Annotated in this window: 13 protein-coding genes; 7 read left to right on the plus strand and 6 right to left on the minus strand. The window is 50.6% G+C overall.

All coding sequences use genetic code 11. From position 1 onward, the window contains the following. Window positions 1–2 precede the first annotated feature (2 nt). The 5 genes from BM318_RS07170 to BM318_RS07190 form a co-directional block, all read right to left on the minus strand. Window positions 3–3,266: a VCBS repeat-containing protein gene (locus tag BM318_RS07170; RefSeq protein ID WP_092981829.1), complete on the minus strand. Its 3,264-nt coding sequence runs from the start codon at window positions 3,264–3,266 to the stop codon at window positions 3–5. Next, window positions 3,266–6,658 (minus strand): VCBS repeat-containing protein, encoded by a 3,393-nt coding sequence (locus BM318_RS07175; RefSeq protein ID WP_092982111.1) that lies wholly within the window; start codon window positions 6,656–6,658, stop codon window positions 3,266–3,268. The genes BM318_RS07170 and BM318_RS07175 overlap by 1 nt, the downstream gene beginning before the upstream one ends. Beyond that, entirely contained in the window at window positions 6,645–10,058 is a 3,414-nt protein-coding gene (locus tag BM318_RS07180; protein WP_092981830.1) for a VCBS repeat-containing protein, read from the minus strand. The genes BM318_RS07175 and BM318_RS07180 overlap by 14 nt, the downstream gene beginning before the upstream one ends. Before the next feature lie 226 nt (window positions 10,059–10,284). Further along, the gene (locus BM318_RS07185; RefSeq protein ID WP_092981831.1) at window positions 10,285–11,904 is read right to left on the minus strand and encodes a RagB/SusD family nutrient uptake outer membrane protein; all 1,620 of its coding nucleotides are present in this window, start codon (window positions 11,902–11,904) and stop codon (window positions 10,285–10,287) included. A 17-nt stretch (window positions 11,905–11,921) separates the two neighbouring features. Next, window positions 11,922–15,050, minus strand: a complete 3,129-nt coding sequence (locus BM318_RS07190) for a SusC/RagA family TonB-linked outer membrane protein (RefSeq protein ID WP_092981832.1) — start codon at window positions 15,048–15,050, stop codon at window positions 11,922–11,924. Between the two features lie 397 nt (window positions 15,051–15,447). Between BM318_RS07190 and BM318_RS07195 the strand changes: the two genes are divergently transcribed. From BM318_RS07195 to BM318_RS07215, 5 genes are all read left to right on the plus strand, one after another. Continuing rightward, complete coding sequence (locus BM318_RS07195) at window positions 15,448–16,494, plus strand: LacI family DNA-binding transcriptional regulator (protein ID WP_092981833.1); 1,047 nt, start codon at window positions 15,448–15,450, stop codon at window positions 16,492–16,494. Window positions 16,495–16,512: 18 nt separating this feature from the next. After that, window positions 16,513–17,163, plus strand: coding sequence for a beta-phosphoglucomutase (gene pgmB / locus BM318_RS07200; protein WP_092981834.1), 651 nt, complete (start codon window positions 16,513–16,515; stop codon window positions 17,161–17,163). Window positions 17,164–17,180: 17 nt separating this feature from the next. Then, the gene (locus BM318_RS07205) at window positions 17,181–19,487 is read left to right on the plus strand and encodes a glycoside hydrolase family 65 protein (protein WP_092981835.1); all 2,307 of its coding nucleotides are present in this window, start codon (window positions 17,181–17,183) and stop codon (window positions 19,485–19,487) included. Window positions 19,488–19,550: 63 nt separating this feature from the next. Beyond that, window positions 19,551–21,377, plus strand: coding sequence for a glycoside hydrolase family 13 protein (locus tag BM318_RS07210; protein WP_092981836.1), 1,827 nt, complete (start codon window positions 19,551–19,553; stop codon window positions 21,375–21,377). Window positions 21,378–21,402: 25 nt separating this feature from the next. Next, a complete protein-coding gene (locus BM318_RS07215) occupies window positions 21,403–23,280 on the plus strand; it encodes an alpha-amylase family glycosyl hydrolase (protein ID WP_092981837.1) in 1,878 nt (625 codons plus the stop codon). 76 nt (window positions 23,281–23,356) lie between these two features. On the opposite strand, the gene BM318_RS07220 is transcribed toward BM318_RS07215, so the two are convergent. Continuing rightward, window positions 23,357–23,788 (minus strand): hypothetical protein, encoded by a 432-nt coding sequence (locus BM318_RS07220; protein WP_092981838.1) that lies wholly within the window; start codon window positions 23,786–23,788, stop codon window positions 23,357–23,359. A 141-nt stretch (window positions 23,789–23,929) separates the two neighbouring features. Between BM318_RS07220 and BM318_RS07225 the strand changes: the two genes are divergently transcribed. Both BM318_RS07225 and BM318_RS07230 read left to right on the plus strand, forming a co-directional pair. After that, window positions 23,930–24,673 carry a glycerophosphodiester phosphodiesterase gene (locus tag BM318_RS07225; RefSeq protein ID WP_092981839.1) on the plus strand — a complete coding sequence of 248 codons (744 nt, stop codon included), beginning with the start codon at window positions 23,930–23,932 and terminating at the stop codon, window positions 24,671–24,673. Further along, window positions 24,673–25,989 (plus strand): BaiN/RdsA family NAD(P)/FAD-dependent oxidoreductase, encoded by a 1,317-nt coding sequence (locus tag BM318_RS07230; protein WP_092981840.1) that lies wholly within the window; start codon window positions 24,673–24,675, stop codon window positions 25,987–25,989. The genes BM318_RS07225 and BM318_RS07230 overlap by 1 nt, the downstream gene beginning before the upstream one ends.

Below are 25,989 nucleotides of genomic sequence, written 5' to 3' on the forward strand. Positions count from 1 at the left end.
CTTTATTCTTTTGAATTTAATTGGTAGAGTTGTGCTGTGGTGTTGTTAAAAACAGCGAGTAAATGAGGTATTCCATTTAGCTGTATTATTTCCAGGTCACGCAGGGATTTGTTGGCAAAATCAAGTCCGAGTTCATACCCGAAACTCATTTTGCTTTCTCCCTCAATCAGGACTCCGGAAAATCCGTCAAATTTACCCTGATAGGGTTTAACGCCAAAATAATTTCCTCCTGCAAGGACCTCCTCCTGGCCATCACCGTCAAAATCATAGACGAGCAGGCTTGTAACAGGCGATACCTGTATGGCTTCCGGGAAAGGGACAAACTCGAAGCGTCCCTGATTGTTTCGCAGGTAGCCGGATCGCAATTCACTTACCTCCAGTACGCGGGCCCCTTCCAGTTGCTCAGCCTCAAAAATTTCCTCCAGAGTCTTACCTGCAAATCTCTGGTAGCTCGGGTATTTTTTGCGGAGGAATACCAGCTGGGAACCCAGATCGTCCAGGCCACTTAGCGGGTAGTAGGCACCTCCCTTATGGGTGGCGAGGATGGGGTCGGTACTCCCGTTACGGTCAAAATCATCCAGGTAAATGCGCATCGGATGGGCTGCGCTTGCCGAGAATTTAGAATTGGTGCCCCAATTTCCAAGGATAAAATCCACATCTCCGTCTGCGTCGATGTCATGGGCTGCGGCCGCCTGCCAAAGCCCTTGTGGAGCATCCAGGGGTGCCTGCTCAAAGCCTTCTCCGGTATTGCGCAGTAATAAGGGAGCCATCCACTCGCCAATGATCAACAAGTCGGGTTTACCATCGGCATCGAAATCGGTCCAAAGCGCATCGGTGACCATGCCCAGATCTTCTCCGGCAAAGCCCGAATCGGGTACCAGATTACCCTCCTGATTTTCGAGCAGGAATGAGGTGGGAAGCTGCCCAAAACGCCCCGTAATACTCTGGTTCCCGACAAAGACATCCAAGTCCCCATCCCCGTCGTAATCCATGGGCCTTAGGATGGCGGTGTTTGCAAATCCGGGATCCAGAGGTCTGGCAATAATACCTTCGCCCTTGTTTTGATACAGCATATTCTGCAGGTTCTCTGAATCGCCGAAATAATCCGATCCGCCGTTACCTATGAGTAATTCGGACATACCATCGCCATCCAGATCGCAGAGTTTCGCATTTATATTTTCAGGGATACTATCCCGCAGTACCCGGGTCCAGGGGGAATCATCCCCGGGGCTCAGGCGTTGAAGCCATCCGTCTTCTTGCAGATAAATGGCTGGGGGAACGCGTTTGGAGCCGCCCAGAAAGAGGTCCTGATCCCCATCGCCGTCAAGGTCGCCTACCGCTGTTGCGGGGCCGCGATCGGCCAGGCTGTAGGGCAGGAGCTTCTCCCGGTTAAAATCGGTGTAATTGTCCTCCTGGTGTACAAAATCCAGCCCCAGGGAATCGGGGATTCGCTTGAAAATACTATTCGCTGATCGGGGCGCGCGAACGTAGGGACGCGTATTTTCCGGACTCAGGGTCAGGGTAGTATTTATCCCGGGCTGCTCCACAACCTGGTAGGAACCATCGGGCCAGAGAATCTTGAGGGAATCTGCAGCGGCCTCCCCCAATCCAAAATGAAGGATGGGTTCACTGGAAGCCTGGAACCCACGCATCGGAAAGAGTTCCCGGAACAGGGTTTTACCTTCACTGTACAGGTAGGCTTTGGTGCCGATACCAAATGTGTTTTTTTCCGTGTACTTCAGGCGGAGTTTGAGATAATTACCCGCTCCATTTTTGCGATTGACCAACACGCTTACCGGGGCATTGAGGTTGCTTACCACAAGGTCCAGGTCCCCATCGTTGTCCAGGTCGCCCCAGGCCGAGGCCCCGGACAGGGAACTATCTTTGCGGATCCAGTTGTCACTACGGTCCGTAAAGCCAAAACCGGGTTCCCCCTGGAAGATATAATTATGGGCGTTTCCACTGGGCATCATCTCCAGTGCCCGCTGGTCTACCAGCCGGGTATTGTCCATTTTGTTGCTGATTTGCTCGCTCGAAATGAAGCGGACAAAATCCAGATCATTCGGACGTTTGGGGATGCCGTTGGCTATAAATAAGTCCTGATTCCCATCGAGGTCGTAATCGGCAAAGAGCGCGCTCCAGCTCCAGTCGGTAGCGGCAACCCCGCTCATAAGAGCGGTCTCTGTAAAACGTCCGTCGGGCTGGTTTACGTAGAGCATATTGCGTGTAAACTGGTAGTAGTAACCGTATTGCTCGATACGCATTTTCTGGGTCTGGATGTTGTCGTCTCCTTCTGAGGCTTTCAGAGGGCGTTCATCTTCGGGAAGCATATCCAGGGAGATCAGGTCCGGAAGCCCATCATTGTTGATGTCTGCGGCATCACTACCCATGGAAAAGCGACTGGTATGGCCAAAATATTCCCGAAGGCTTTCGGAGAAGGTCCCATCCCCATTATTGAGGTAGTAGTAATCGTCTTCGTGGAAATCATTCCCGATATACAGGTCCGGATAGCCATCCTGATTAAAATCGGATACGGCGATACCCAGGCCGTAGCCGTTGATTCCCCCATATATCCCCGCAGCTTCGCTCACATCGGTGAATCGGCCGTTGTCGTTTCTCAGGAGCTTGTCTCCTGTTTCATAACTCCGCTGGTTACGCAACGAGGCCTGCCCGTAACTGTCCTGCGTGTGCACAGCATGGTTCAGCAGATATAGATCGAGATCGCCGTCCAGATCATAATCAAAGAAGGCGGCATTGGAACTGTAGGAGTCTAAATCCAGGCCGTATTTTGCGGCGCTTTCGGTAAAGGTCATGTCCCCATTGTTGATGAACAGCTCGTTATGACCGCGAAAGCCGTTGATCCCCACTACGGCGCAGACATAGATGTCCAGGAGCCCATCGCCATTTACATCGGCCATGACGCTCCCGGTATTCCAGGTACTGTTTCCCGCAACGCCCGCCTTTTCAGTGATATCTTCAAATTCCATATCCCCGAGGTTGCGGTATAAGCGATTGCCAACCTGATTTCCGGAGAGGTATACATCGGCGAGTCCATCACCATCGATATCCCCGATGGCTACTCCGCCACCGTTATAGAAATACAGGTAATCCAGGATGTTGAGCTCCTCGGTTTCCACCAGTGTATTCTCGAAGGTAATCCCGGTTTTCTCCGGGCTGGGCTCCTCAAAAAGGTCTCCCCCGCGCTGGCAAGCCCCCAGGAATACAACTGCGAGGCTACAAAGTATATGTAGAGGACGGATCTGCATTACGGAATAAGGGTGTTTGGTTCGATTTCATAGAGCTTGGGCGCTGCTGAATTAACGGCTGCCAAAATAAAGCGCCGTCCCGAATTATCGCGTAACTCCCTTAGATATTTGACCTCTTCCCGGATGGAAAACCCACTGCGATCAAAGGATTGCCACTCAAAGTTCAGGGATCCATCGCCCAGCAAAACATTTCCCAATCCGGCGTCGAGACGCGAATATTGCGGCTTGAATTCGAAATTATTCCCACCCAGCACCAAATCGAGGTTGCCATCGGCATTCAGGTCCGTGCAGCTGATATCACAGATACAGGAGAGTTGAACCCGTGGAGGCAAGGGGACGATCCGGAATTGGCCGTTGCCCTCGTTGACCGCAATCACCGAAGTGGACATGGAGGCTTCTTTGACCAGGGATTGCCCGATAATATCGGCTGGGAAGAGCTCTTGAATGGTACGCCGGGCGTAGACCGAAGCTTTCAGGTTTTCCTTTTTTAAGGAGACGATTTGTGCAGTGAGCTCCTTTTTCTGGTGAAGCGGATAATCTCCCAGGCTATCAGTCAGGGTAACTACTTGCTCCAGGGTCCCGTTATTGTCGTAATCGTTGATCCACATTTTCATGGGCTTTCCCGGACTTGGCTTGTAATGGAGGTTGGTCCCCTGGTTGCCCAGGATCAAGTCCATATCCCCATCCTTATCTAAGTCGGCTGTAGCGACGGAGAGCCACCATCCGCTCAGGCTGTCGAGGGAGGAAGGCATGCTGCTCAGGCGGCGTCCGGTATTTCGGTAAATGCCCGGGCTCCCCCAGTCCGATACGGTAATCAGGTCTTGTCGGCCGTCTCCGTCCATGTCGGCCCAGGTGGCGGAGGTAACCATTCCAGCTTTGGATAGGTCATTACCCCGGCTTTGGGTGGCATCCCTGAAATTCCCGTTGCCGTCATTCTCCAGGAGGAGGTGGTCTGGGTCTACCCCGTAAACACCAACCACAGAACGCGATCCCAGAAATACATCTATGTCCCCGTCCTGATCAAAGTCGAGGGGATTCACTGTAGAAACGTTGGTAAAAGCCGAAGGGAGGGAAGCGGGGGAGGTGCTGAAATTACCGGTGCCATCGTTCAGATAAAGCCTTGGGATATAAGTGCGACCCTGCCCGGCCTGATTTCCTCCTGAACCAACCAGCAAGTCCTGGTCCCCATCTCCGTCAGCATCAAAAAACGCAGCTGCCGTATCTTCATAACTGGCATCCTGAGTAAAGGCTCCTGTAGCTTTCTCCTGTAATTTTCCGTTACCGCGATGCAGGTAGAGTTTCCCGGCCTGCCCGGAGGCGCCTCCGAGGTAAAAATCGTCATTGCCATCCCCATTGACATCGGCTACCGCGAGGGCCGGGCCTTCTTGTGAAAGTTTGGAATAGATCAAACCTTCATGGTCAAAATCATTGTACGGATCCTCGCTGTGGGGGGCCAGCCCCAGATCAATTTCCCGCATCAGAGGGGACTCCTGCATTCCGGATTGTCCGTTAGTTGCCCAATTCAAACCGCTTTCATCGGCTTCCCATTGAATGGTCACTTCTTTATTCGCCGCTATATCCCGCAGGGTTTGACGACTGCGATCCGGCCAGAATACGTGTAAGGAATCCAGTTGTGTAGCACTGCCCAGGCCAAAAGTAATCGCATAATCTACAGAAGACTGAAATCCACGGGACGGGATGAGTTCCTGGATAAATACGGATTCCCCGGCATAGGCCTTTACCGTAGCCCCTACGGCAAAAGGATTTTTATCCTTACCCTTCAGGCGTACCCTGAGGTAGTTGTGCTCTTTTTTGCTATCCGTCTCATTGCGGTAGAGGTGGGCCGGCATATTGACATTATTCACGACCAGGTCCAGATCCCCATCATTATCCAGATCCCCATAGGCAGCGCCATTAGAGCGGGTAGGCATCTCAAAGCCCCAGTCGGCGTTGGCATTGTCGAAGGTGAGGTCGCCCTTATTGCGGAAGGCGTAATTCGGCTGTGGCTTAATGGGCATTTTCTGGATTATGGAATCGATGGATTCCTTTCGCCCGGTAAGTGCCATTTTCTGGATGATCTCATTGGCAAAGAAGTCTACGAAATCCAGGTCGGTCAGGTCGTGGTTAATCCCATTGGTTACGAAAATATCGCGCATTCCGTCATTGTCCATATCGAACATAAGACCCGCCCAGCTCCAGTCTGTAGCGTGGACTCCACTGTAGTAAGCTATTTCGGAATAGGTTCCATTGCCATTGTTGAGCTGCAGGGTGTTTTGAATATACTGGTTCCCAAAATCCTTCCCCTCCTTGAGTTTATAGACATTGTAGCCCTCGAATTCCATGACCGATTTTACGCGCTGTTCGGCTTCCGGCAACATGTCGGTAATGAAGATATCCTGCTGCCCATCGTTGTTGATGTCCCCGATATCGATTCCCATGGCCGAAAGACTCAGGTGCCCGGTGCGTTCCATGATCTCTTCGTTGAAGGTGCCATCCTGCTGATTGATGTAGAGGTAATCCCGCTCGTAGAAATCGTTGGAGACATAAATGTCCGGATAAAAATCCCCATTGAAGTCGGTAACCAAAACGCCGAGGCCAAAGCCGATGAGGCTCCCGTAGATCCCGGCATCCTCGCTCACATCGGTAAATACCCCATCGTCGTTTCTCAGGAGCATATCCCCGACACCCCGGAAAATATGTGGGACCCCTTCCCAGTCCTGGGCGCGCACCTTGCGCTGCTCCGCATAACCCAGGCTGCTTACAGGAATATTACTGTTATTCAGGATGTAGGCATCCAGATCCCCATCCAGGTCGTAATCAAAGAAACTGGCGTGTGTGGTGAAGCCGGTCTCGGCCAGATTGTAATCGCCTGCCGCCTCTGTAAAAGTGAGATCCCCGTTATTGATATACAGGTCATTGTCGTGGTTGTTGCCTTCCATGTTGCCGGCGTTACTCACGTAGATATCCAACCAGCCATCGGCGTTGACATCGGCCATGGTTACCCCGGTAGACCAGGGCTTAGTCCCCAATACCCCAGCCTGTTCGCTGATATCTTCGAATTTAAAATCTCCCTTGTTGAGGTAGAGGCGATTCTGGACCATATTCCCGGTCAGGAAGATGTCAGTGAGCCCATCGTTGTTGATGTCTCCCAGGGCAACGCCGCCTCCATTATAGAAATTGCGATACTTAAAGATGTTGAAATCCTTTTGGTTTTGTATTTGGTTTTCAAAGGTTACCCCGGTACTATCTGGAGGCAGGAGCGTAAATAAAGTAGCTTCCTTTGCAGTGGCATCGTCCTCCGTGCTGGAATCCCCGCATCCCGTAAGCATCAGGAGTCCGAGGCATAGCCCGGTAAAAAGGAATTGGGACAAAAATTGTTTACTTACTGACATTGTGCTGTATTTCATTCGTTTGTTCTCTTAGTGTCAGGATAATTGGCGTATCGTCATTGCGTGCAATGATAAAAGCTTTTTTAGTACCGACATTTAAACGGTTCCATTTTCTGGCCGCTCCGGAAACGGGAGCGATCATTTGCGGAGCCCATTGGAATACTCCTGCCGCACTACCCAGCAATACGGGTCCCTGCAAGGCATCGGGTCGTCCCAATTGGGTGCTGACCTGGAAATGATTTCCGAGTGGAAGCAGGTCGGCATGCCCATCCTTATTAAAATCCGCGATGCCAAAGTCAAAGACAGGGGCGGCCTGAGTGATCGCGGGCAGCGGAATTTTTTTGAAACTGCCCTTCCCGTCGTTCAGGAAAAGACAACTGCGTAGTTCGGTAACTGATTTATAGGTAGCGGCTGCTAACTTTTCCTTACCCAATAACTCTTCTAGGCTGGCCTCCGCAAAGGCTCTGTAGGTTGGGAAGTTTTTGCGTAAATGCGGCAATTGCTTTACAATTTCATCCCGGGAGGCAAAAGGGGTCTCCACGCCCTGGTGGTAATAGGTTATCAGGGGCTCTTCCCGGCCATTGTCATCAAAATCACTGCGGTAGAGTTGCAGGGGGAAGGCTTCAGTTGCTTCCAAGCGGGTGTTGGTTCCCCAATTCCCGGCAACAAAATCTAGATCTCCGTCTCCATCGGCGTCCAGGGTTCGAATGGCATTCCAGAGTCCGGTTTCTCCCTGGAGCCCATCAGAGGAATCCAGGCGGAATTGCCCGTTGCTCCATCGTAAAATGCCAGGCGCATTCCAATGTCCGACCAGGAGTAATTCCGGGTGGCTATCCCCATCGAGATCGGCCCATTCCATATCGGTAATGCTCCCAAAGGTATTCAGCCCAGGGGCCAGTTCCCGCGTGGCATCCCTAAAAACGCCCTTACCGTCGTTGATAAGCAGAGCGTGCCTGGGACTGGCGCCGAATGCACCGGATTGTGCATCGGCACTTAAGACCAGGTCCAGGTCGCCATCCCGGTCAAAATCTGCGGCAATCACATCGGAGGCGTTCAGGGTACAATCCGGGAAAGCATCGGATTTTTGTTCGGGCAGACCATTGCGGTTCAGATAGAGCCTTGGCCTCAGCGGTTCCCCGCCGGTAAATTCATTCCCCCCGCTTACTACGACAAGATCTTTTTGGGCATCCCCGTCAAAGTCTGCAAATAGCGCTGCGGTATCTTCATGCAACGCAATGGACTGGAACAGGTCTTCCATAACTGGCTCAAAGCTGCCATTAGCCCTTTGCAACAGGAGTTGCGAAGCCTGGTGTTTGGCGCCTCCCAGGAAAACGTCGTCCCGGCCATCCCCATCAAAATCACCGACCGCCAGGCCAGGCCCTTCGTTAGACTGTGCAAAAGGGATCAGCGGTTCCCGGTCAAAGTCCAAAGTTGGATTCTCCTGATGCCGGAAGACAAACAGGGAATCGAGCTGCTGCCAGATAGCGCTCTGATCCACCGGATCCGAATTAGTTACTTGTCCTGCCCCTCCAGGCTTGGCCTCTTGTGCGTCGGCTTCCCGAAGATGGAGTTCGCTTTGTTCCAGGCTTAGCCTGCCTAAGTGTTGAACTTTTCCTCCTGGCCAGCGAACCGTAACGGAATCTATAGCTTCGAGATTTCCCAGCCCAAAGTGCAGCACGTTGGGTAGGGCAGAAAGGTAGCCCCGGGTAGTATAATTTTCGCGGTATTGGACGCCATCCCGGGTATAAAGATGGATCTGGGCGCCAATTCCCCGGGTATTGGACTCGGCACCTGATAAGACAACCTTCAGGCTTTTACCGCTGCTCCCTGTATTCTCAAGAATGGAGACGGGTCGGTCAGTATGGCTAACCACCAGGTCCAGGTCCCCGTCGTTGTCCAGATCGGCGTAGGCAGTGCCCTGGCTGTAAGTGGCATCCCCGGGGAGCCAGGATTGACTCATGTTTTCGAATGTCAGGTTCCCGGTGTTGCGAAATATGTAATTGGTAGCAATTTTCGGCGGAATTTCCTGGGTGAGCGGCATGTCGGGTTGCTTCATGCCGGCATCGATCCGGCGCTGAATGTCATCGTTGGCAATGAAATTCATGTAATCCATATCGTTGGTAGCCCCTTTGATTCCGTTGCTGATAAAAACATCTTGTTGGCCATCATTATCAAAATCGGCGATAAGACTGCCCCAGGACCATTCCGTACTGGCCAACCCGCTGAGGAAGGCTATTTCTGAAAAACGCCCGTCTCCCAGGTTTAGCTGCAAGGTGTTTTGCATATACTGCGGCCCGTAGCCATGACCCAGATACTGCTGATAGATGGGGAAAGGATATTCCAGGCCCGATGTTTTATACGTAATCAGGTCTTCCGGGAGCATATCCAGGGAAAGGATGTCGGGAAGGCCGTCGTTGTTGAGGTCGGCTATATCATTTCCCATACTAAAGTGGGAGGTGTGGCCAATTGTGGGAACACGGTTTGTCGTTGTTTCCTCCGGGTTAGTGTCGATTACTTCAAGAAAGGTTCCATCGCCCTGATTGATATAGAGGTAATCGTTTTCGAAAAAATCATTGCCGACATAGATATCGGGATAACCATCCCCGTTGATGTCCGAGATTCCCAGGCCCAGGCCGTATCCAGCGCGCCCCTGATAAATTCCGGCGACGGCACTTACATCGGTAAAGGTATTCCCATCGTTGCGCAAGAGGATGTCCCCGGCCCGGGCATCAAATTCTTTGCGCTGGCTACCCCGGCCATAATTGCGGTTGGGGTGTACAGAATGGTTCAGGAGGAAAACATCGAGGTCCCCATCCAGGTCATAGTCAAAAAAGCTGGCTTGTGTAGAAAGGGTCTCCAGATCCAGTCCGTAGGCTGCGGCCATTTCGCGAAATTGAGGAATGCCGTTGGCATCATTGCCCTGATTGATATAGAGCAGGTTGCGTCCTTTCAGGGCACGGTATCCACCAGGCTTGCATACATACAGGTCTTCCAGGCCATCCCCATTGACATCGGCGTGGGTGACTCCGGTAGTCCAAAGCGTATCCTGGGAAATCCCTGCATGTTCGCTGACACGTTCAAAATTTAAATTACCCCGGTTAATATAAAGGGCGTCAGGAGCCTGATTGGCCACCAGGTAAATATCCGGCAATCCGTCCTGGTTGTAGTCCGCAACAGAGACGCCTCCCCCGTTGTAATAGTACAGGTAGTTCAGGATATTCAATTCAGGGGTTTCCTGCAGCTCATTTATAAAGTCGATCCCGGTCCGAGCCGAAGACAGTTCGCGGAACCGGGTGTCTGCTTTTTCTGCACAACCGAAGGGCACGGTGAGCCCGACGAAAAGCAACGCTATCGCCAATAACCGGCCAGGTGAATTCGGGTATGTAAATTCCTGATTTGTCATACATGCCTGTGCAGCATGCAAAATTAAGCATATGGCCAATAAATAAAGGATTCAAGGCCGTATCTGGAGGAAGTATTAGCGGTCTGTTAGCTGCATTAATTTTTCATTAATCATTTCTTCCTCGAAGCAAGAAACAAATAGTAGCGTTTGCAGGAATCAAAAAAGGCCGCTCAACTGAGCGGCCTTTTGCTTTATGATATAAGGAGTGATCTCCTTGTGTGAATTCCTAGTATCCAGGATTCTGTTGCAGGTTCGGGTTAGCCAGAAGCTGCGGCAGTGGAATAGGGAAGAGCAGACGACGGGCGTCGGTATCTTCTTTGAATTCCCAGTTACGCAGGTAACGACCAAAACGAATCATGTTGTTACGGTGCCATCCTTCTGCAAAAAGCTCGCGAGCAAACTCGTCAGCAATAGCATCCAGGTTAACAGATCCCAGTGGAGTGGCACTACGCAATACACGCAGGTCATTCACCATGGAAGTTGCATCCTGTCCGAGACGGGCCATAGCTTCAGCCTTCAACAGATAGGCATCTGCGTAACGAAGCATGATGTTGTGATTCTGGAATCCACCATCGTAACGTGGGTTGTACTTCATAACACGGATACCTGTTTTCTCATCGTTGTTGATCAGGTTGGCATTTCCGTCTCCGTCAGTAAAGTCACGCTCGAAAGCAAGTGGGTTACCAGGACGATCCTGCAATGGAGTTCCGTCAAGGGCGTATTGTTGCCCGATCAGGAATCCGTAACCAACGTTAGAACCATCTTCAAATCCTCCGTTGTCGGAAGTTCCGGCAGCTCCGGTGAAAGGCACTCCAATGTTTGGAACACCACCGCGGCGCTCTTCCTGGTTATCCAGGGGAGCAGCATTCAGGTCACCATCATAACGGTTGTTATTGGCATCTCCTTCAAACAGATCGTAATATTCTGCCAAAGTGGAGAACCCGTTCCATCCACCTCCACCGAGACCGGTAGAGTTGTAGTGAAGTCCGTTAAAGATACGGTTACCTACTCCAGTTTCTGCCCACCAGATGGTTTCGGAATCCGCAGTAGAACGGAAAATATCAAAGTATCCAGCTTGAAGCGCATAGCCATCTGCCTCAATCGCATCTACAAGGCTAATAACTTGCTGCAGGTCTGCAGGATCAGGAGTTCCTCCTCCACCTGTCAGTTGATTCACATAGATGTGACGGTTAATTAGAACCTTAGCCTTCATCAGGCGTGCAGCAGCCTTACTGGCGCGTTTCAGGTCTCCGGTACCAGCAGCAACTGCAGGAAGTCCTGCGATTGCAGCATCAAGGTCGGCCAGGATAAAATCAACAGCTGCCGCTCCAGTCAGTACAGAAGGTACTTCAGAAGAAGATAACTGCGTATCCCGGAATGGAACTTGTCCGAAGAGATCCAGAATGGTAAACATATTATAGGCGCGCAGGAAGCTTGCCTCAGCGGCTACGTCCGCAGAAGCTCCACTACGAGAGTCGAGAATCTGAGAGGCGAGCAGTTGGTTCGCATTGTACTGGTCAAAAGGAGTAAGGATGTCAGTTTCCTCAAAGCCCCAGCTGTGCTGGTGCAGTTTTCTCCAGCGACCGTTGTCACCCCAGTCAGCCCCACGAGTAGGGATCAAAAGGGCGTCGGTAGTCACCTCATACAGTGCGTAACGGTTAGCCTGGTCACCCCACTGACCGTATACTTGGCTGTATAACTGGTTCAGTGCAGAGGCTGGATCTTCAAGACCCTGGAATCCTTCGGTAATGAAGGAATCCGTTTCCTCTATCTCCAGGTCCGTACAGGAACCTAAAGCAAAGGTAGCTGCAAGTGATAAGAGAGAATATTTAAATAGTCTTTTCATGAGTCACAATTTTTATTTTAGAAAGAAGCGTTAATTCCAAAGGTTACTGTTAAAGGATTTGGGAACGCTGACCAGTCAATTCCACGAGTTGGTACTCCGGAACCAAGTTGTCCGGTTTGTACGGTTACCTCAGGATCGATACCGCTGTAATCTGTCCACAGCGCCAGATTCTGTCCGGTAAGTGAGAATCGCAGTGTCTTAAACGTTCCGTCACCACTCAGAGGCACATTGTAGCCAATGGTTGCGTTCTGGAAGCGAACAAAATCACCTTTTTCAAGAAAACGGGTAGAAACAGCGGTAGAAGCACCACCATTTTCACCTGCATTGGCCGCGGCAACAGTTACGTTACGAGAGGTAACGATCTGCCCGGCGTTGAATAAGGCGTTCGCAGTGTTGTTGTACACTGAGAATCCGAATTGTCCGTTGAAGAATGCACTGGCATCCCAGTTCTTGTAAGAGAAATTCAGGTTTAAACCAGTAGTTACATCAGGAAGGGCATCTTCACCGATAAACTTCTTATCGGAATCAGGATCACCAACTCCATTGCCGTCTACATCCTCGTAAGTTGGGTTTCCATCACCGTCAAATCCGGTGAATTCTGCCATGTACCAGGAGAAGATAGACTGTCCGGCTTCGAATCGCTGAGCGAAAGCTCCGGAAAGACCTGGTCCTGCAATTTCACCTGTGTTGATAGAACCGGCGAAATCCTGGATCTCGTTCTCGTTGTATGCAATGTTGAAGGAAGCTCCGAAAGTTGCATCCTCAGTCTGAATGAAATCGTAGTTCAGGGACAATTCAATACCCTGGTTGATGATGCTTGCATCTACGTTACCGAATTGGAATGGGTTCGTAGAAGGTGCAGCAGGTGGCGTCTGTAACAGAACGTCAGTGGTTTCGCTGCGGTAAACATCGATACTACCATTAAAGCGATCCAGGTTGAATCCGAAATCCAAACCAGCGTTGAAGTTCAGTGTTTCCTCCCAGCGCAGGTCAGGAACATCAGTTGCAACGATGCTCAGACCGTTCGGGTTAACGTTGTTATTGTTGTCGATACCCAGACCGGCAAAACGCTGACGGGCAACGAAGTTACCGTATCCTAATCCATCCTGGTTACCAGTGATACCAGCACTCAGACGAAGTTTTAAGGTAGAAACTGCATCCCCTACGAAATCCTCTTCAGCAATCTGCCATGCGAAAGCACCAGATGGGAAGTATCCGTATTGGTTTTCAGGACCGAATCGGGAAGATCCATCCGCACGCATGGTAGCAGTAAAGATGTATTTCCCGGCGTGGGCATATTCCACACGTCCGAAGAATGATTGCAGTTCGTCAGTGTTATCTCCAGTGTCCGCAGTAAGGGCAATAACCTTACGTTGGAAATTCAGTGGATTAACCTCTCCGGCAACTACATCAGGGAACAGTCGGTTTACGATCAGTCCGGTAGTGTTGGCGGCGAAGTAATACTGCTGATAGGAAGAACCAGCCAATTGAGCGGCTGCCTGGTTTGCAGTAAAACGCAGGTCTTCACCCATTTTGTTCAGATCTGAAGTACCGAATCCACGTCCAGCAACCCCGCGCCCGGAGGTACGGAAATCCTGGTAAGCATAACCGGCAAGGGCAGTAAGGTTGCCATTGTCGAATTGCTTGGTGTAGTTTAAGGTAGCTTCAAGCGTTTTGTTTTCAAGGAATCGGGTATTATAGGTACCGAATCCGGCGAATTCCGCAATCTGAATGTTCTGCAGGTTTGTACTCAATACAGAAGTGTTTTCAGATTCTGACTTATCGTAACCCAAATTCACCTTAGCAGATAACTCAGGAGTTAATTTGTACTCCGCTGAGGCATTGATCAGGAAACGATTGGTGTTGGTCAGGTTCTGCGTTTCAGCCAGGTAGTTAGCTGGTTGCAGCAGTCCACCTCCATCGTCAAAACCAGGGTTAGCTGGCCAGGTTGGGTTGGCTGAGTAAGCAGCACCTAAGATATCCCCACGGAAACCAGCTCCGGCAGCGAGTGGTGGTTGCTCACGATTCACCCGGCTCACAGAGGCCTGCAGTCCGAGGATTAGTTTATCGTCGAGCAAACGCTGATTAAGGTTGATACGTCCTGTAATCCTTTCGAATTCGGACTTCTCAACAACACCAAATTGCTTTTGATATCCAAAGGTAGCGCGAACGTTACCACTTCCATAGTTGCGGGAATACGCAATGTTGTGGTTGGAAGAGGCAGCTGTTCGCATGATAACATCCTGCCAGTTGGTATTAGCACCAAAATCCACATTGTCGGGATTTCCACCGTAGTCTTCTACAGCCTGCAGGAATTGATTTCTGTCTAACAGGTCAAATTGACGTACCGGAGTGGAAATACTGAGGTTAGAAGACCATTCAATAGTTCCTCCGCTGGCGGTACGACCACTTTTAGTGGTAATGATCACTACCCCGTTAGATCCTCGGGAACCGTAGATTGCGGTTGCAGAGGCGTCTTTCAGGATACTGATACTTTCAATATCATTCGGGTTAAGGAAGTTCAGTGGGTTACCCGTTTCACTACCACCTTGTCCGGTATCACCGGATGCATCGGTACCCTGACCGAAAAGTGGCACTCCGTCAACAACGAAGAGCGGATTGTTATTACCACGAACAGAGTTGGAACCACGAATGTTAATCTGGATTCCAGCACCTGGTTCACCACTCACCTGCTGGATGTTAACACCCGCAGCTTTACCCTGAATCAATTGTTCAGGGGAAGTGATGACACCTCCGTTAAAGTCCTCCGCAGTAACGGCCGTTACCGAACCTGTTGCATCTTTTACCGTAGTCTGTCCATATCCAATGATAACCACTTCATCGAGTGCCGTAGCATCCTCGCTCAGGGTTACATTAATAGTAGACTGTCCGTTTACGGCAACTTCCTGGGTGGCATAACCGATGTAGCTGATCACCAGCGTAGCATCTTCGGCAACCCCGTCAAGGGTATAATTACCGTCGAAATCGGTTTGCGTACCCGTCGTTGTTCCTTTAACAACGACACTCGCTCCTGGGAGCGGGCCGGTCGCATCCGAAACCGTTCCAGATACTTCTTGGGCCTGAGCCAATCCAAAGCATAAAAATGCTCCGGTCAGCAACAAGCTTTTCAGTAGCGTAATCTTCATAGATAGTGGATTTTGAGTTTAGTTAATTTAATTCAAGTTTAATTCAAGGGGTCAAAGTATGTAAAAAAAATGTTAATCTCCCAGTTTTAAAGGCGTGGGAGATCACGAAAACGTTTTCGTGTTAATAACTTTGCGTTTTTGAGTATGCCGATTTTTTATCGCGGGCTAAAATTTGGTATTCGTAATGTGGAGTGGTCTATTTTGTTGATTTGCGAACAAATATAGTATTTTTTTATTCTCTTAACAATTTATTAAATTCTCGCAGCCAGCGTATTCCCTGGGATAATATCCTAAAAGAAATAACCCTTTTTCCTGATCTCATAAAGTCGTAACTTCCAAAACTGTTGGGTATTTCAATATTGAGATAGCTCAAAAAGGGACTTATTAATCCAGTGGCGTGAAACGCAAAATCACCCTTAAACACATTGCGAGAGAACTCGACGTAAGTATCTCTACCGTTTCCAAGGCGCTTAAGAACAGCCCGGAAATCAGTAAGGATACGCGCGAGAAGGTTCAGGCTTTTGCGAGGCTATACAATTATAAACCCAACAACATTGCGATAAGCCTTAAAAACAAGCGCACCCGAAATATCGGCGTAATCATTCCCGATATCGTCCATCATTTCTTTACTACTGTATTCCGGGGCATAGAGCATTATGCCAATGATCGGGGGTATAATGTAATTGTATGTGTCTCTGACGAATCCTTTGATAAGGAAGTGGTCAATATGGAATTGCTTGCGAATGGAAGTATCGACGGCTTCATTATGGCGCTCTCGGCCGAGACGCAGCAGAAGCAGGATTTTAACCACCTCAAGGAACTTGGGGAGCAAGGGATCCCACTCGTCCTTTTTGACCGAGTTACTTCCGAGGTTGCCTGCGACAAGGTTATCATTGACGACCAGGCGGCTGCGCAAATGGCGACCCAGCGATTAATAGATTCTGGTAAAAAGCGAATTGCACTATTTACTACGGAGTCTTTTCTCAATGTAAGCGCTAAACGGGAGGCCGGGTATCGAAGAGCTCTTGAAAAAAGCGGCTTGGGGGTGGACGATAATTTGATCATCCGCTTACCCCACCAGTTCGAAGAAGAAACATTAAGTGCAGCATTTTTTGAAAGCCAGGAATTCGATGCAGTGTTGTGCGTGAATGAAATTTTTGCCATCCGCGCTATGCGAATCGCTCAGGAACTCCAACGGGATATTCCCGGGGAGATCTCTTTTATCGGTTTTACCGATGGGTTGCTTTCGAAATATGCCAATCCCGGACTTACTGCAATAGCCCAGCACGGAGAGGAAATGGGACGGGTTGCGGCAGAATTACTAATTGACAGGGTGGAAGAAGAGGATGACCTGGAGCAGGAGCTTCCGCCTTATCGCACATGTATCATCCCTGTTTCCCTTATCGAAAGGGAATCGACGCAATTGGCTCCTTCCAAAAACTAAGCTATATTTAGCTCCCTTATGAACGGATTTATTTTTGACCTGGATGGCGTGATAGTCGATACCGCTAAGTATCACTACCTGGCCTGGAAAAATCTGGCCGACGAGCTGGGGGTTCCATTTACCGAAGAAGACAATGAACATTTCAAGGGGGTTAGCCGCAAACGCTGCCTGGAAATACTATTGGAGATGGGGAATATAAGCCTTCCTCAATCCGAATTTGATCGCCTGCTGGTCGAAAAGAATGAGGACTACCTTAGTTATATAGAACAAATGGACGAATCGGAAATACTTCCGGACGTCCCCAAGGTCCTCAATTATCTCAGGGAGCGAAATATTCCAATGGCTTTGGGGTCGGCCAGCAAGAATGCCCGGGCTATTTTAAAGAAGGTGAATCTAACGGAGTATTTCCAGACCATTGTAGATGGTACGCAAGTCACCGCGGCCAAACCGGACCCGCAGGTATTTCTCATCGCTGCCGAGCGCCTGGGAACTGATCCGGATGCCTGTGTAGTTTTTGAGGATGCCCTGGCTGGGATTGAGGCAGCGAACCGGGCAAATATGTTGAGTATTGGTATTGGAGAGCCGGAAACACTCACAGATGCCCGACACGTATTCCGGGATTTTACAGAAATCAGTACAGCATTTATCGAGTCCTTGCTCGACCATTAACTTAAGCGAAACACCAAATGAATCAGGATTATATTATTGCGGACCCCTGGTCCCTTATCGAAGAAGGATTTCAGCCCGAGCGCGTTAAATCGTCGGAGAGTCTTTTCAGCATGGGTAATGGCGCTATGGGACAACGCGCCAATTTTGAAGAGTCGTATAGCGGATCTACCTTCCAGGGGAGCTATATCGGCGGCGTGTATTACCCGGATAAGACCCGGGTGGGCTGGTGGAAGAACGGTTACCCCGAGTATTTTGCCAAGGTCCTGAATGCCCCCAACTGGATTGGCATTGATGTATCTGCAGACGGACAGGTGCTTGACCTGAATACCGCTAAGGCAGTTGCCAATTTCCGCCGGGAGCTCAATATGAAGGAGGGCTGGTACAGCAGGAGTTTCGAGGTCACTTTTTCCAATGACCTGAAATTGCAAATCAAAGCCGTGCGCTTCCTCTCCATGAAGTGGGACGAGGCCGGAGCTATTAAATACAGTGTTACCCCTTTAAACCGAAAAGCAAATCTGAGGTTCGAACCCTATCTCGATAGCGGGATTACCAATGAAGATACGAATTGGGACGACCCTTTCTGGGAAACGACTTCCGTGCGTTCCAGTGGGAACCGGGCCTACATTGAAGCGCATACCTTAAAGACGCGTTTTCACACCTGTACCTTTATGGATGCCCGACTGGAATCCGACGGAAAAGATCTGGAGCTTAAACCTCAGGAGGTGATTGGCCAAAAGCGTATTGGCCTGGCCTATGACCTTGAGGTAAATGAGGGTCAAACGGTTGACCTGGTTAAAATAGGCGGATACACCGTAGGCACCAATCACGACAAGGACAAGCTAACGGAGGCGGCCGATGCGGTTATGGATCTGGCTACCGGAGCCGGATTCGAGCAGCTATTGGAGGATCAGCGCCAGGCCTGGGCGGCCGTGTGGGAGATGAGTGACATTACCATTGAAGGAGACGTAAAGGCGCAACAAGGGATCCGTTTTAATATCTTCCACCTGAACCAGACCTATACCGGGCGGGATTCCCGACTGAATATCGGACCCAAAGGATTTACCGGAGAGAAATATGGCGGAAGTACATACTGGGATACCGAGGCCTATTGTATTCCTTTTTACATGGCTACCAAGGACCAGCACGTGGCGCGTAACCTGCTGAAGTACCGGTATAACCATTTGGAGAAAGCTATTGAAAATGCGCAGAAACTCGGTTTCAAGGACGGGGCAGCCCTCTACCCGATGGTTACGATGAATGGGGAGGAATGCCACAATGAATGGGAAATCACCTTTGAGGAAATCCACCGTAATGGGGCCATTGCCTTCGCGATATACAATTATTACCGGTATACCGGAGACTATAGCTACATCCCGGAGATGGGGTTGGAGGTACTCATTGGCATTGCGCGATTCTGGCACCAGCGGGCAACCTTCTCGGAGCACAAGGATAAATATGTGATCCTCGGGGTTACCGGACCAAACGAATACGAGAATAATGTCAACAACAACTGGTACACCAACTACATGGCTCGTTGGTGTATCCAATGGACCCTGGAGCAGCTCGATAAGGTTGAGGAAGGGTACCCGGAAGACTACACCCGGATTGTCGGGCATACCAAACTGACCGACCGGGAAACAGAACAGTGGGCCAAGGTGGCCGACAATATGTATTTCCCGCGATCCGAGGAACACAATATCTATCTGCAACAGGATGGCTTTTTGGACAAGGAGCTGGTCACGGTCGACAAATTGAGTCGCAGTGAGCGCCCCATCAACCAGAAATGGAGTTGGGACCGTATCCTGCGTTCCCCTTATATCAAGCAGGCCGATACCCTGCAGGGCTTCTATTTCTTTGAAGACCATTTCACAGTGGATCAGCTGGAGCGGCATTTCGATTTTTACGAGCCCTTTACAGTACATGAATCCTCCCTTTCCCCCTGCGTGCACGCGATTCAGGCAGCACGCTTAGGCCGGATGGAGCAGGCATACACATTTTACCTGAGGACCTCTCGACTGGATCTTGACGATTACAATAAGGAGGTGCATGAAGGCTTGCATATCACTTCCATGGCAGGGACCTGGATGAGTATTGTGGAAGGATTTGGCGGCATGCGAATCCGGGAAGACAAACTCAGTTTCAGACCGCAGATCCCGGAACAGTGGAAATCCTTTTCCTTTAAGATCAATTTCCGTAATCGCATCCTCAAAGTCAAAGTCTCGGCCAGTGGAAGCAGTTTTGAGCTCGATTCACAGGAGGAAATGTCTATCCGTGTAAACGATAAGCGCGTTGTCCTGAGTCCGGGGAAAACTACAGATGCCTAGAAGATGGGGGCTTTGGTGTCGAATCGGGGACTTTTCGGGACTATAGCCGCAATATTGCTGCTGATGACTACCGCGCCCTTACATGCCCAGTTGCGGGCAGAACCACCCGATTGGTGGCTCGGAATGAACAATCCGAAACTGCAATTGATGGTCATTGGGGAAGGTATTGGCAGAACTACGCCATCCCTGGATTATACCGGGGTAAGTCTGGACGCCTGGCACACAGCCACCAGCCCCAACTACCTTTTTCTCGATCTGATTATTGGTCCGGAAGCCTCAGCGGGGACCCTTCCCCTTAGATTTGTATTTCCCGACGGACGCAGCGAAAACCTGAGTTATCCGTTACAGGAACGGGAACGTCCGGCCAGCGCCTATACCGGCTTTGATGCCACAGATGTAATTTACCTGATTACGCCGGATCGGTTTGCCAATGGAAATCCTGAGAACGACCGTTGGCCCGGGATGCGGGAGCAAAAAGTCGATCGGACCGACGATTACGGTCGGCACGGGGGAGATATTCAAGGGATCAGGGACCATTTAGATTATTTGGCCGACATGGGCTTTACGGCGCTCTGGTCCAGTCCCCTGCTAGAGAATGACATGCCAGAATCCTCATACCACGGCTATGCAATTACTGATTTCTATAAAGTAGACCCGCGTTTTGGAACCTTGGAGGAATACAAAGCGCTGAGTGCGGAGGCGGCCTCCCGGGGGATAAAACTCATAATGGATCAGGTGGCCAACCACTGCGGTTTATACCACTGGTGGATGGAGGATTTGCCCTTTACCGACTGGATCCATTACCAAAAAGAATGGCAACAAGGCCAGCCTTATACCGTCACCAACCACCAGCGTACCGTGAATCAGGATGCCTATGCTTCGGAGGCGGACCGGGAACTGATGAATGCCGGTTGGTTTGTTCCCTCAATGCCGGATCTGAACCAGGACAATCCTTTCCTGGCGCGATACCTGATCCAAAACAGTATTTGGTGGGTCGAAACCCTGAACCTCGGGGGAATACGCCAGGATACCTACCCCTATCCCGATAAGGACTTCATGGCAGAATGGGCCCGCGCTATCATGGAAGAGTATCCCAACTTCAATATTGTTGGAGAAGAATGGAGCTATAATCCCCTATTGGTCGCTTATTGGCAACATGGAATGGCCAACAGGGACGGGTACCAGTCCTGGCTGCGCAGTACTATGGATTTTCCGCTGCAGCAGGATTTGGTAAGCGCCCTGAATCAGGAGGAAGGCTGGGATGCTGGCCTCAATGTCCTCTACCAGTCGTTGGCGAATGACTTTAATTATCCCAGACCAGAGGATTTGCTGGTTTTTGCGGATAACCACGATATGGATCGCCTGTTTACCCAGGTAAAAGAATCCCCGCAACGCGCCGAGATGGCCATGGCTTTTGTGCTGACCGCCCCAAGGACCCCCCAGGTTTATTACGGGACGGAAATCCTCATGGAAAATTCGGCCAAACCGGGCGATCATGGCCTGATCCGTACGGAATTCCCGGGAGGATGGGCCGATTCCCCGGTTAATGCCTTTACCGGGAAAGGGCTGTCGCCTGCGCAGAAAACCATGCAACTGCGCATGCGCCGCTTGCTTCAGTACAGGAAGGGAAGTTGGGCTTTGAAGTCGGGCAGCACGCTGCATTTCTCGCCCCAGGACGGGGTCTACCTCATGGCCCGTAAGTTTGAAGAAGAGACGGTGGTCCTCCTGCTGAACAAAAATAAGGCGCCCTACACCCTGGAACTGGAGCGATTTTCAGAATTGGGAGTCTCCGGGGAGCTGTGGGAAGTATTGCGGGAAAAAACCGTGAAGTGGTCGGGGAAACTGAACCTTGACGCTCCTGGCGCTTATATCCTGACAACAAGTAAATAACCCATTGACGCAACCCTGGATAACCATGAAACACCTGAAGCTCATCGCATTACTGGCACTTTTCACAATGGGTTGTGAAGATGCCCCAAAAAATTCCACCCCAACCGAAAAAAAGACTGAAATGAAGGAAGCTCGAAAAGCCGTAGTCTATCAGGTATTTGCCCGCTTGTTTGGCAACACCAACACCACCAATACTCCCTGGGGAACTCTGGAAGAAAATGGGGTTGGAAAATTTGCTGATTTTACGCCGGAAGCCCTGGAGGCCATCCGCGATCTCGGGGTTACCCATATTTGGTATACCGGGGTGCCACACCACGCACTGGTTACAGACTATTCCGATTATGGGATTGCTCCTGACGATCCCGATGTGGTAAAGGGCCGGGCCGGTTCGCCTTATGCCGTTAAGGATTACTACAATGTGAATCCGGACCTCGCTGTGGACCCGGATAAGCGACTGGAGGAATTCAAAGCACTGGTGGAGCGTACGCATGCAGCCGGAATGCAGGTAATCATCGATATCGTTCCCAATCACGTAGCGCGTAACTACGAAGGAAAGTCTACTCCGGAAGGAAAACGCCCCTTTGGCGCCGATGATGACACCAGTCAGGCGTATTTGCCCACCAATGATTTCTACTACATACCCGGGGCGGAATTCCGCGTTCCCCAATGGCGGGATGGATATCAACCCCTGGGTGGGGAACAACATCCCATGGCCGATGGGCGCTACCGGGAAGTACCGGCCCGATGGACGGGCAATGGCTCGCGTTTGGCGCAGCCAGACATGAACGATTGGTACGAAACGGTCAAAGTAAATTACGGCGTTAGCCCGGAAGGGGAATACGCTTTTGAACGCTTGCCGGAGGAATACAGCAATAAGGACTACAAGGAGCATCATGCCTTCTGGACGGGTAAAGAAGTGCCCCCTAGCTGGGAAAAATTCAGGGACATTGCGCTCTACTGGCTGGAGCTTGGCGTAGATGGATTTCGCTATGATATGGCCGAAATGGTGCCGGTGGAATTCTGGAGCTATCTCAATGCCCATATCAAAATGGTCCGGGAGGATGCCTTTTTAATGGCCGAAGTCTACAATCCGCAACTCTATCGCACCTATATCCATAAGGGAAAGATGGATTATCTCTACGATAAGGTCGAATTATACGACAGCCTGAAACATATCATTAAGGGGTACGGCTGGACAGACCATATCCCGGTAGTTCAGAACGGGCTAATGGATATCGAACATCATATGCTCCATTTCCTGGAGAATCACGACGAGCAACGCCTGCCTTCTCCGGATTTTGCCGGAAGCGCTGAGAAAGGGAAACCAGCCATGGTCGTTTCGGCCACGCTCAGTACCTCGCCCACCATGATTTATTTCGGGCAGGAAGTAGGAGAACCTGGGGCAGAGAACGCCGGATTTGGCTCGCCCACGCGCACCTCAATTTTCGATTATATCGGGGTGCCCCACCACCAACGCTGGATGAATAACGGAGCCTTTGACGGGGGGATGTTGAGCCCGGAAGAAAAGGAACTGCGTGATTTTTACAGCAGGCTGCTGAATTTCACCATCAGTTCTCCGGCCCTTATGGGCGACTACAGGGACATCCATTATTTCAACAAGGACAATACTCCAGGATATGATCACCGCATTTATTCATTTGTCCGTTGGAGTGATCAGGAAAAACTAATTATCGTTAGCAATTTTGATGCCGACAGATCTTATGAACTTTCCCTGCAGCTTCCCCCTGAGATTATAGAGGCCTGGAAACTGGATCCGGGGCATTACCCGTTAAAAGAACAATTGTACGGGCAGCAAAATCCGGAGCTTGCGATTGCGAATGGCCAGGCTCGGGTTCCCATCCGGGTTGGGCCGCTGGAATCGCTGATACTGAAGTTAGAATAGGGAAGGAAATCAACTCCCAAAGCGCAATAAAAAAGGCCGGGGTTACCCGGCCTTTCTCATAAGCTTTAAAACGAAATCAAGCCGCTTCTTTTGAAGCTGTAGCCTTGTAGACCAGGGCAATAACCAATCCGATCAAGCCGTAGTAGACAATATCGATCACTGCCTCCACAACGTGCCCTGTGGTGTCCATCATGTTGGAGGTACCCATCCAGACGAGCCCCATTCCAACACCTACAAATAATCCAATCCAGGCGCCAAACTGAAATCCCTGACCTGCACTGTGATGTCCGCGCGCCCACTTACCGTAAAGCGAGCTCATCGCAAAGGCACCAATGAGATTACCCAGGAAAATCATCCCGAGGTTCATATCCTCATCGCTTTTCATCACGTCCGCCAGAGAATGCTGTTCAAAGAAGTCTGCAGTGGCCATACCCCAAATCAGGTACCCCAGAATAAACATCGTCAGCGTCGCCGCCAACGTAGCTAAAAGATTTTGTTTTGAAAACATTTTGCTTGGTTAATTGGTTAATAATGAGTACAATATAGCAAACTTAGCGATCCGCTGCTCAGATTAGGCCGAAATATTTCCAGCAGCACTTTCCCGGAATATCCGCGACTTCGTATTTTTAGGCGCTTTAAAAATTGACCGATGAAGTATTTCTGGAGTGTTTTATTACTATTGCTTATGACTGCCTGTACCCCATCGAAATCTCCATTAATTATTGGACATCGCGGGGCCATGGGATATGAAACCGAAAATACCATAGCCTCCATTGAAAAGGCCATGGAACTGGGGGTCGATATGATAGAGATCGATGTTTTCCGAATTTCCAGTGGGGAGATCGCGGTCTTCCACGACGAACGCGTGGATCGTTTGGCCAACGGAGCCGGACGTATCGAAGATTACAATATGTTCGATATGCGAGCCCTGGTCCTGGATGGCGGCCACGGGATCCCGATTTTGCAGGACGTATTGAAAACGGTAAACGCCCAGGTGCCTCTCAATATCGAATTGAAAGGAGCGAATACTTCGGACCGGGTCAATTTCATTACCGATTACTACATAAAGGAACGGGGATGGTCGGCCGATCAATTCCTGATCTCCAGTTTCAATTGGGATGAACTCCGGGAATTCCGCACATTGGATCCGGAAGCCCGGATTGCCGTCCTTACAGAAGGAAATCCCGAGGATGCCATAGGCGTTGCCAGGGAATTGGGCGCAGAGGCCATCAATCCTTCTGTAGCTACCGTAACAGCCGAACGTGTTCAAGCGGTTCACGACGCCGGGTTTAAAGTATATGTCTGGACCGTCAACGATCCGGAACTCTTTGCCAGTCTTAAAGAAATGGGTGTGGACGGCGTGTTTTCTGACTACCCGGACCGCATGCGCTGATGCCGGATACCGACCGATACGATCTGATAGTTATTGGCGGGGGAGCAGCTGGCTTTTACGGAGCAATTCATGTTGCGCGCAGAGCAAAAGGCGCGCGTATTTTAATCTTGGAAAAATCGCGGCAGTGTTTGTCTAAGGTCCTGATCTCAGGTGGCGGCCGGTGCAATGTTACCCACAGGCCGTTAGAACCCGCAGCGCTTTCCGCGAATTATCCCAGGGGTCAAAAAGCCTTGATCGGTCCTTTTCACAGGCACGCGAGCTCGGAGGTAATTCACTTTTTTGAGGAGCTCGGGGTTCGCTTAAAGACGGAGGATGATGGCCGTGTTTTTCCGGTTAGCGACTCCTCCGAAGAAATTGCGGGAGCCCTTGAAAAAGAGGCTGGGAAATTGGGCATTGAAGTCCGGACTTCCGCTGGGGTTACGGATCTGGCGATGCATGAACATGACCCCCAAGATCCCAAGGCGCAATCCACCTACGAAGTATTTACCAAAACGACATCTTTCCGCAGCAGGACCCTCTTACTCGCATGTGGAAGTAGCCCCACGATTTGGCGGGTAATGGGTAAATTCGGTTACCGGATAGTGTCTCCGGTACCTTCGCTATTTACCTTCAATATCGATGACGCCCGATTGGATGGGTTGCAGGGGATAAGCGTTCCGGCCCAGGTAGAATTACTTCCTCCTGAATTTCCGAAACCGGCGAAACCTTCGCTTCATCTGCGTTCGCTTAAACGTTCCGGGAGCCTGATAGAAACAGGCCCCCTGCTCATTACCCATTGGGGAATCAGTGGCCCTCCGGTCTTGCGGCTGTCGGCATGGGCTGCCCGATACCTGAGTGAACTGGGGTATCGATTTCAAGTGCGTATTAATTGGATACCCGATTATCATCCGGGGAGCGTGCCTCAGCTCTTGGAGGAAGTACGTCTGAGCGATCCGGCAAAAAGTCTGAGCCGAACGCGACCCATTGAGCTGCCACAACGGCTTTGGCAAGCCCTGGTGGAAGGTGCAGGGATTTCCCTGAATAAGCGATGGGGCGAACTATCGAAAGCTGCGATTCGGGAGTTGGCCAACCAGCTGACGGCGGCTACTTTCGAAGTTCGGGGGAAGAGTACCTTCAAGGAGGAGTTTGTCACCGCAGGAGGTCTTGATCTTCGGGATTTTAATGGGAAGACTTTTGAAAGCAAAAAGCACCCGGGGCTCTACGCTGCGGGGGAAGTCCTCAACATCGACGCCATTACCGGAGGATTCAATTTCCAGGGGGCATGGACAGGCGCTTATATCGCGGCCGAATCCCTGAGTGAAGCCCTTACCACCTAA

Origin of the sequence: Robiginitalea myxolifaciens (assembly GCF_900115205.1) — a bacterium.
In the GTDB taxonomy this organism is placed as follows: Bacteria; Bacteroidota; Bacteroidia; order Flavobacteriales; family Flavobacteriaceae; genus Robiginitalea; species Robiginitalea myxolifaciens.

Coding starts and splice junctions, on each gene's coding strand:
- BM318_RS07190 (WP_092981832.1), bottom strand. CDS start 15,050: ATGAAGATTACGCTACTGAAAAGCTTGTTGCTGACCGGAGCATTTTTA.
- BM318_RS07170 (WP_092981829.1), bottom strand. CDS start 3,266: ATGCAGATCCGTCCTCTACATATACTTTGTAGCCTCGCAGTTGTATTC.
- BM318_RS07205 (WP_092981835.1), top strand. CDS start 17,181: ATGAATCAGGATTATATTATTGCGGACCCCTGGTCCCTTATCGAAGAA.
- BM318_RS07185 (WP_092981831.1), bottom strand. CDS start 11,904: ATGAAAAGACTATTTAAATATTCTCTCTTATCACTTGCAGCTACCTTT.
- BM318_RS07215 (WP_092981837.1), top strand. CDS start 21,403: ATGAAACACCTGAAGCTCATCGCATTACTGGCACTTTTCACAATGGGT.
- BM318_RS07225 (WP_092981839.1), top strand. CDS start 23,930: ATGAAGTATTTCTGGAGTGTTTTATTACTATTGCTTATGACTGCCTGT.
- BM318_RS07230 (WP_092981840.1), top strand. CDS start 24,673: ATGCCGGATACCGACCGATACGATCTGATAGTTATTGGCGGGGGAGCA.
- BM318_RS07180 (WP_092981830.1), bottom strand. CDS start 10,058: ATGACAAATCAGGAATTTACATACCCGAATTCACCTGGCCGGTTATTG.
- BM318_RS07210 (WP_092981836.1), top strand. CDS start 19,551: ATGACTACCGCGCCCTTACATGCCCAGTTGCGGGCAGAACCACCCGAT.
- BM318_RS07175 (WP_092982111.1), bottom strand. CDS start 6,658: ATGTCAGTAAGTAAACAATTTTTGTCCCAATTCCTTTTTACCGGGCTA.
- BM318_RS07220 (WP_092981838.1), bottom strand. CDS start 23,788: ATGTTTTCAAAACAAAATCTTTTAGCTACGTTGGCGGCGACGCTGACG.
- pgmB (WP_092981834.1), top strand. CDS start 16,513: ATGAACGGATTTATTTTTGACCTGGATGGCGTGATAGTCGATACCGCT.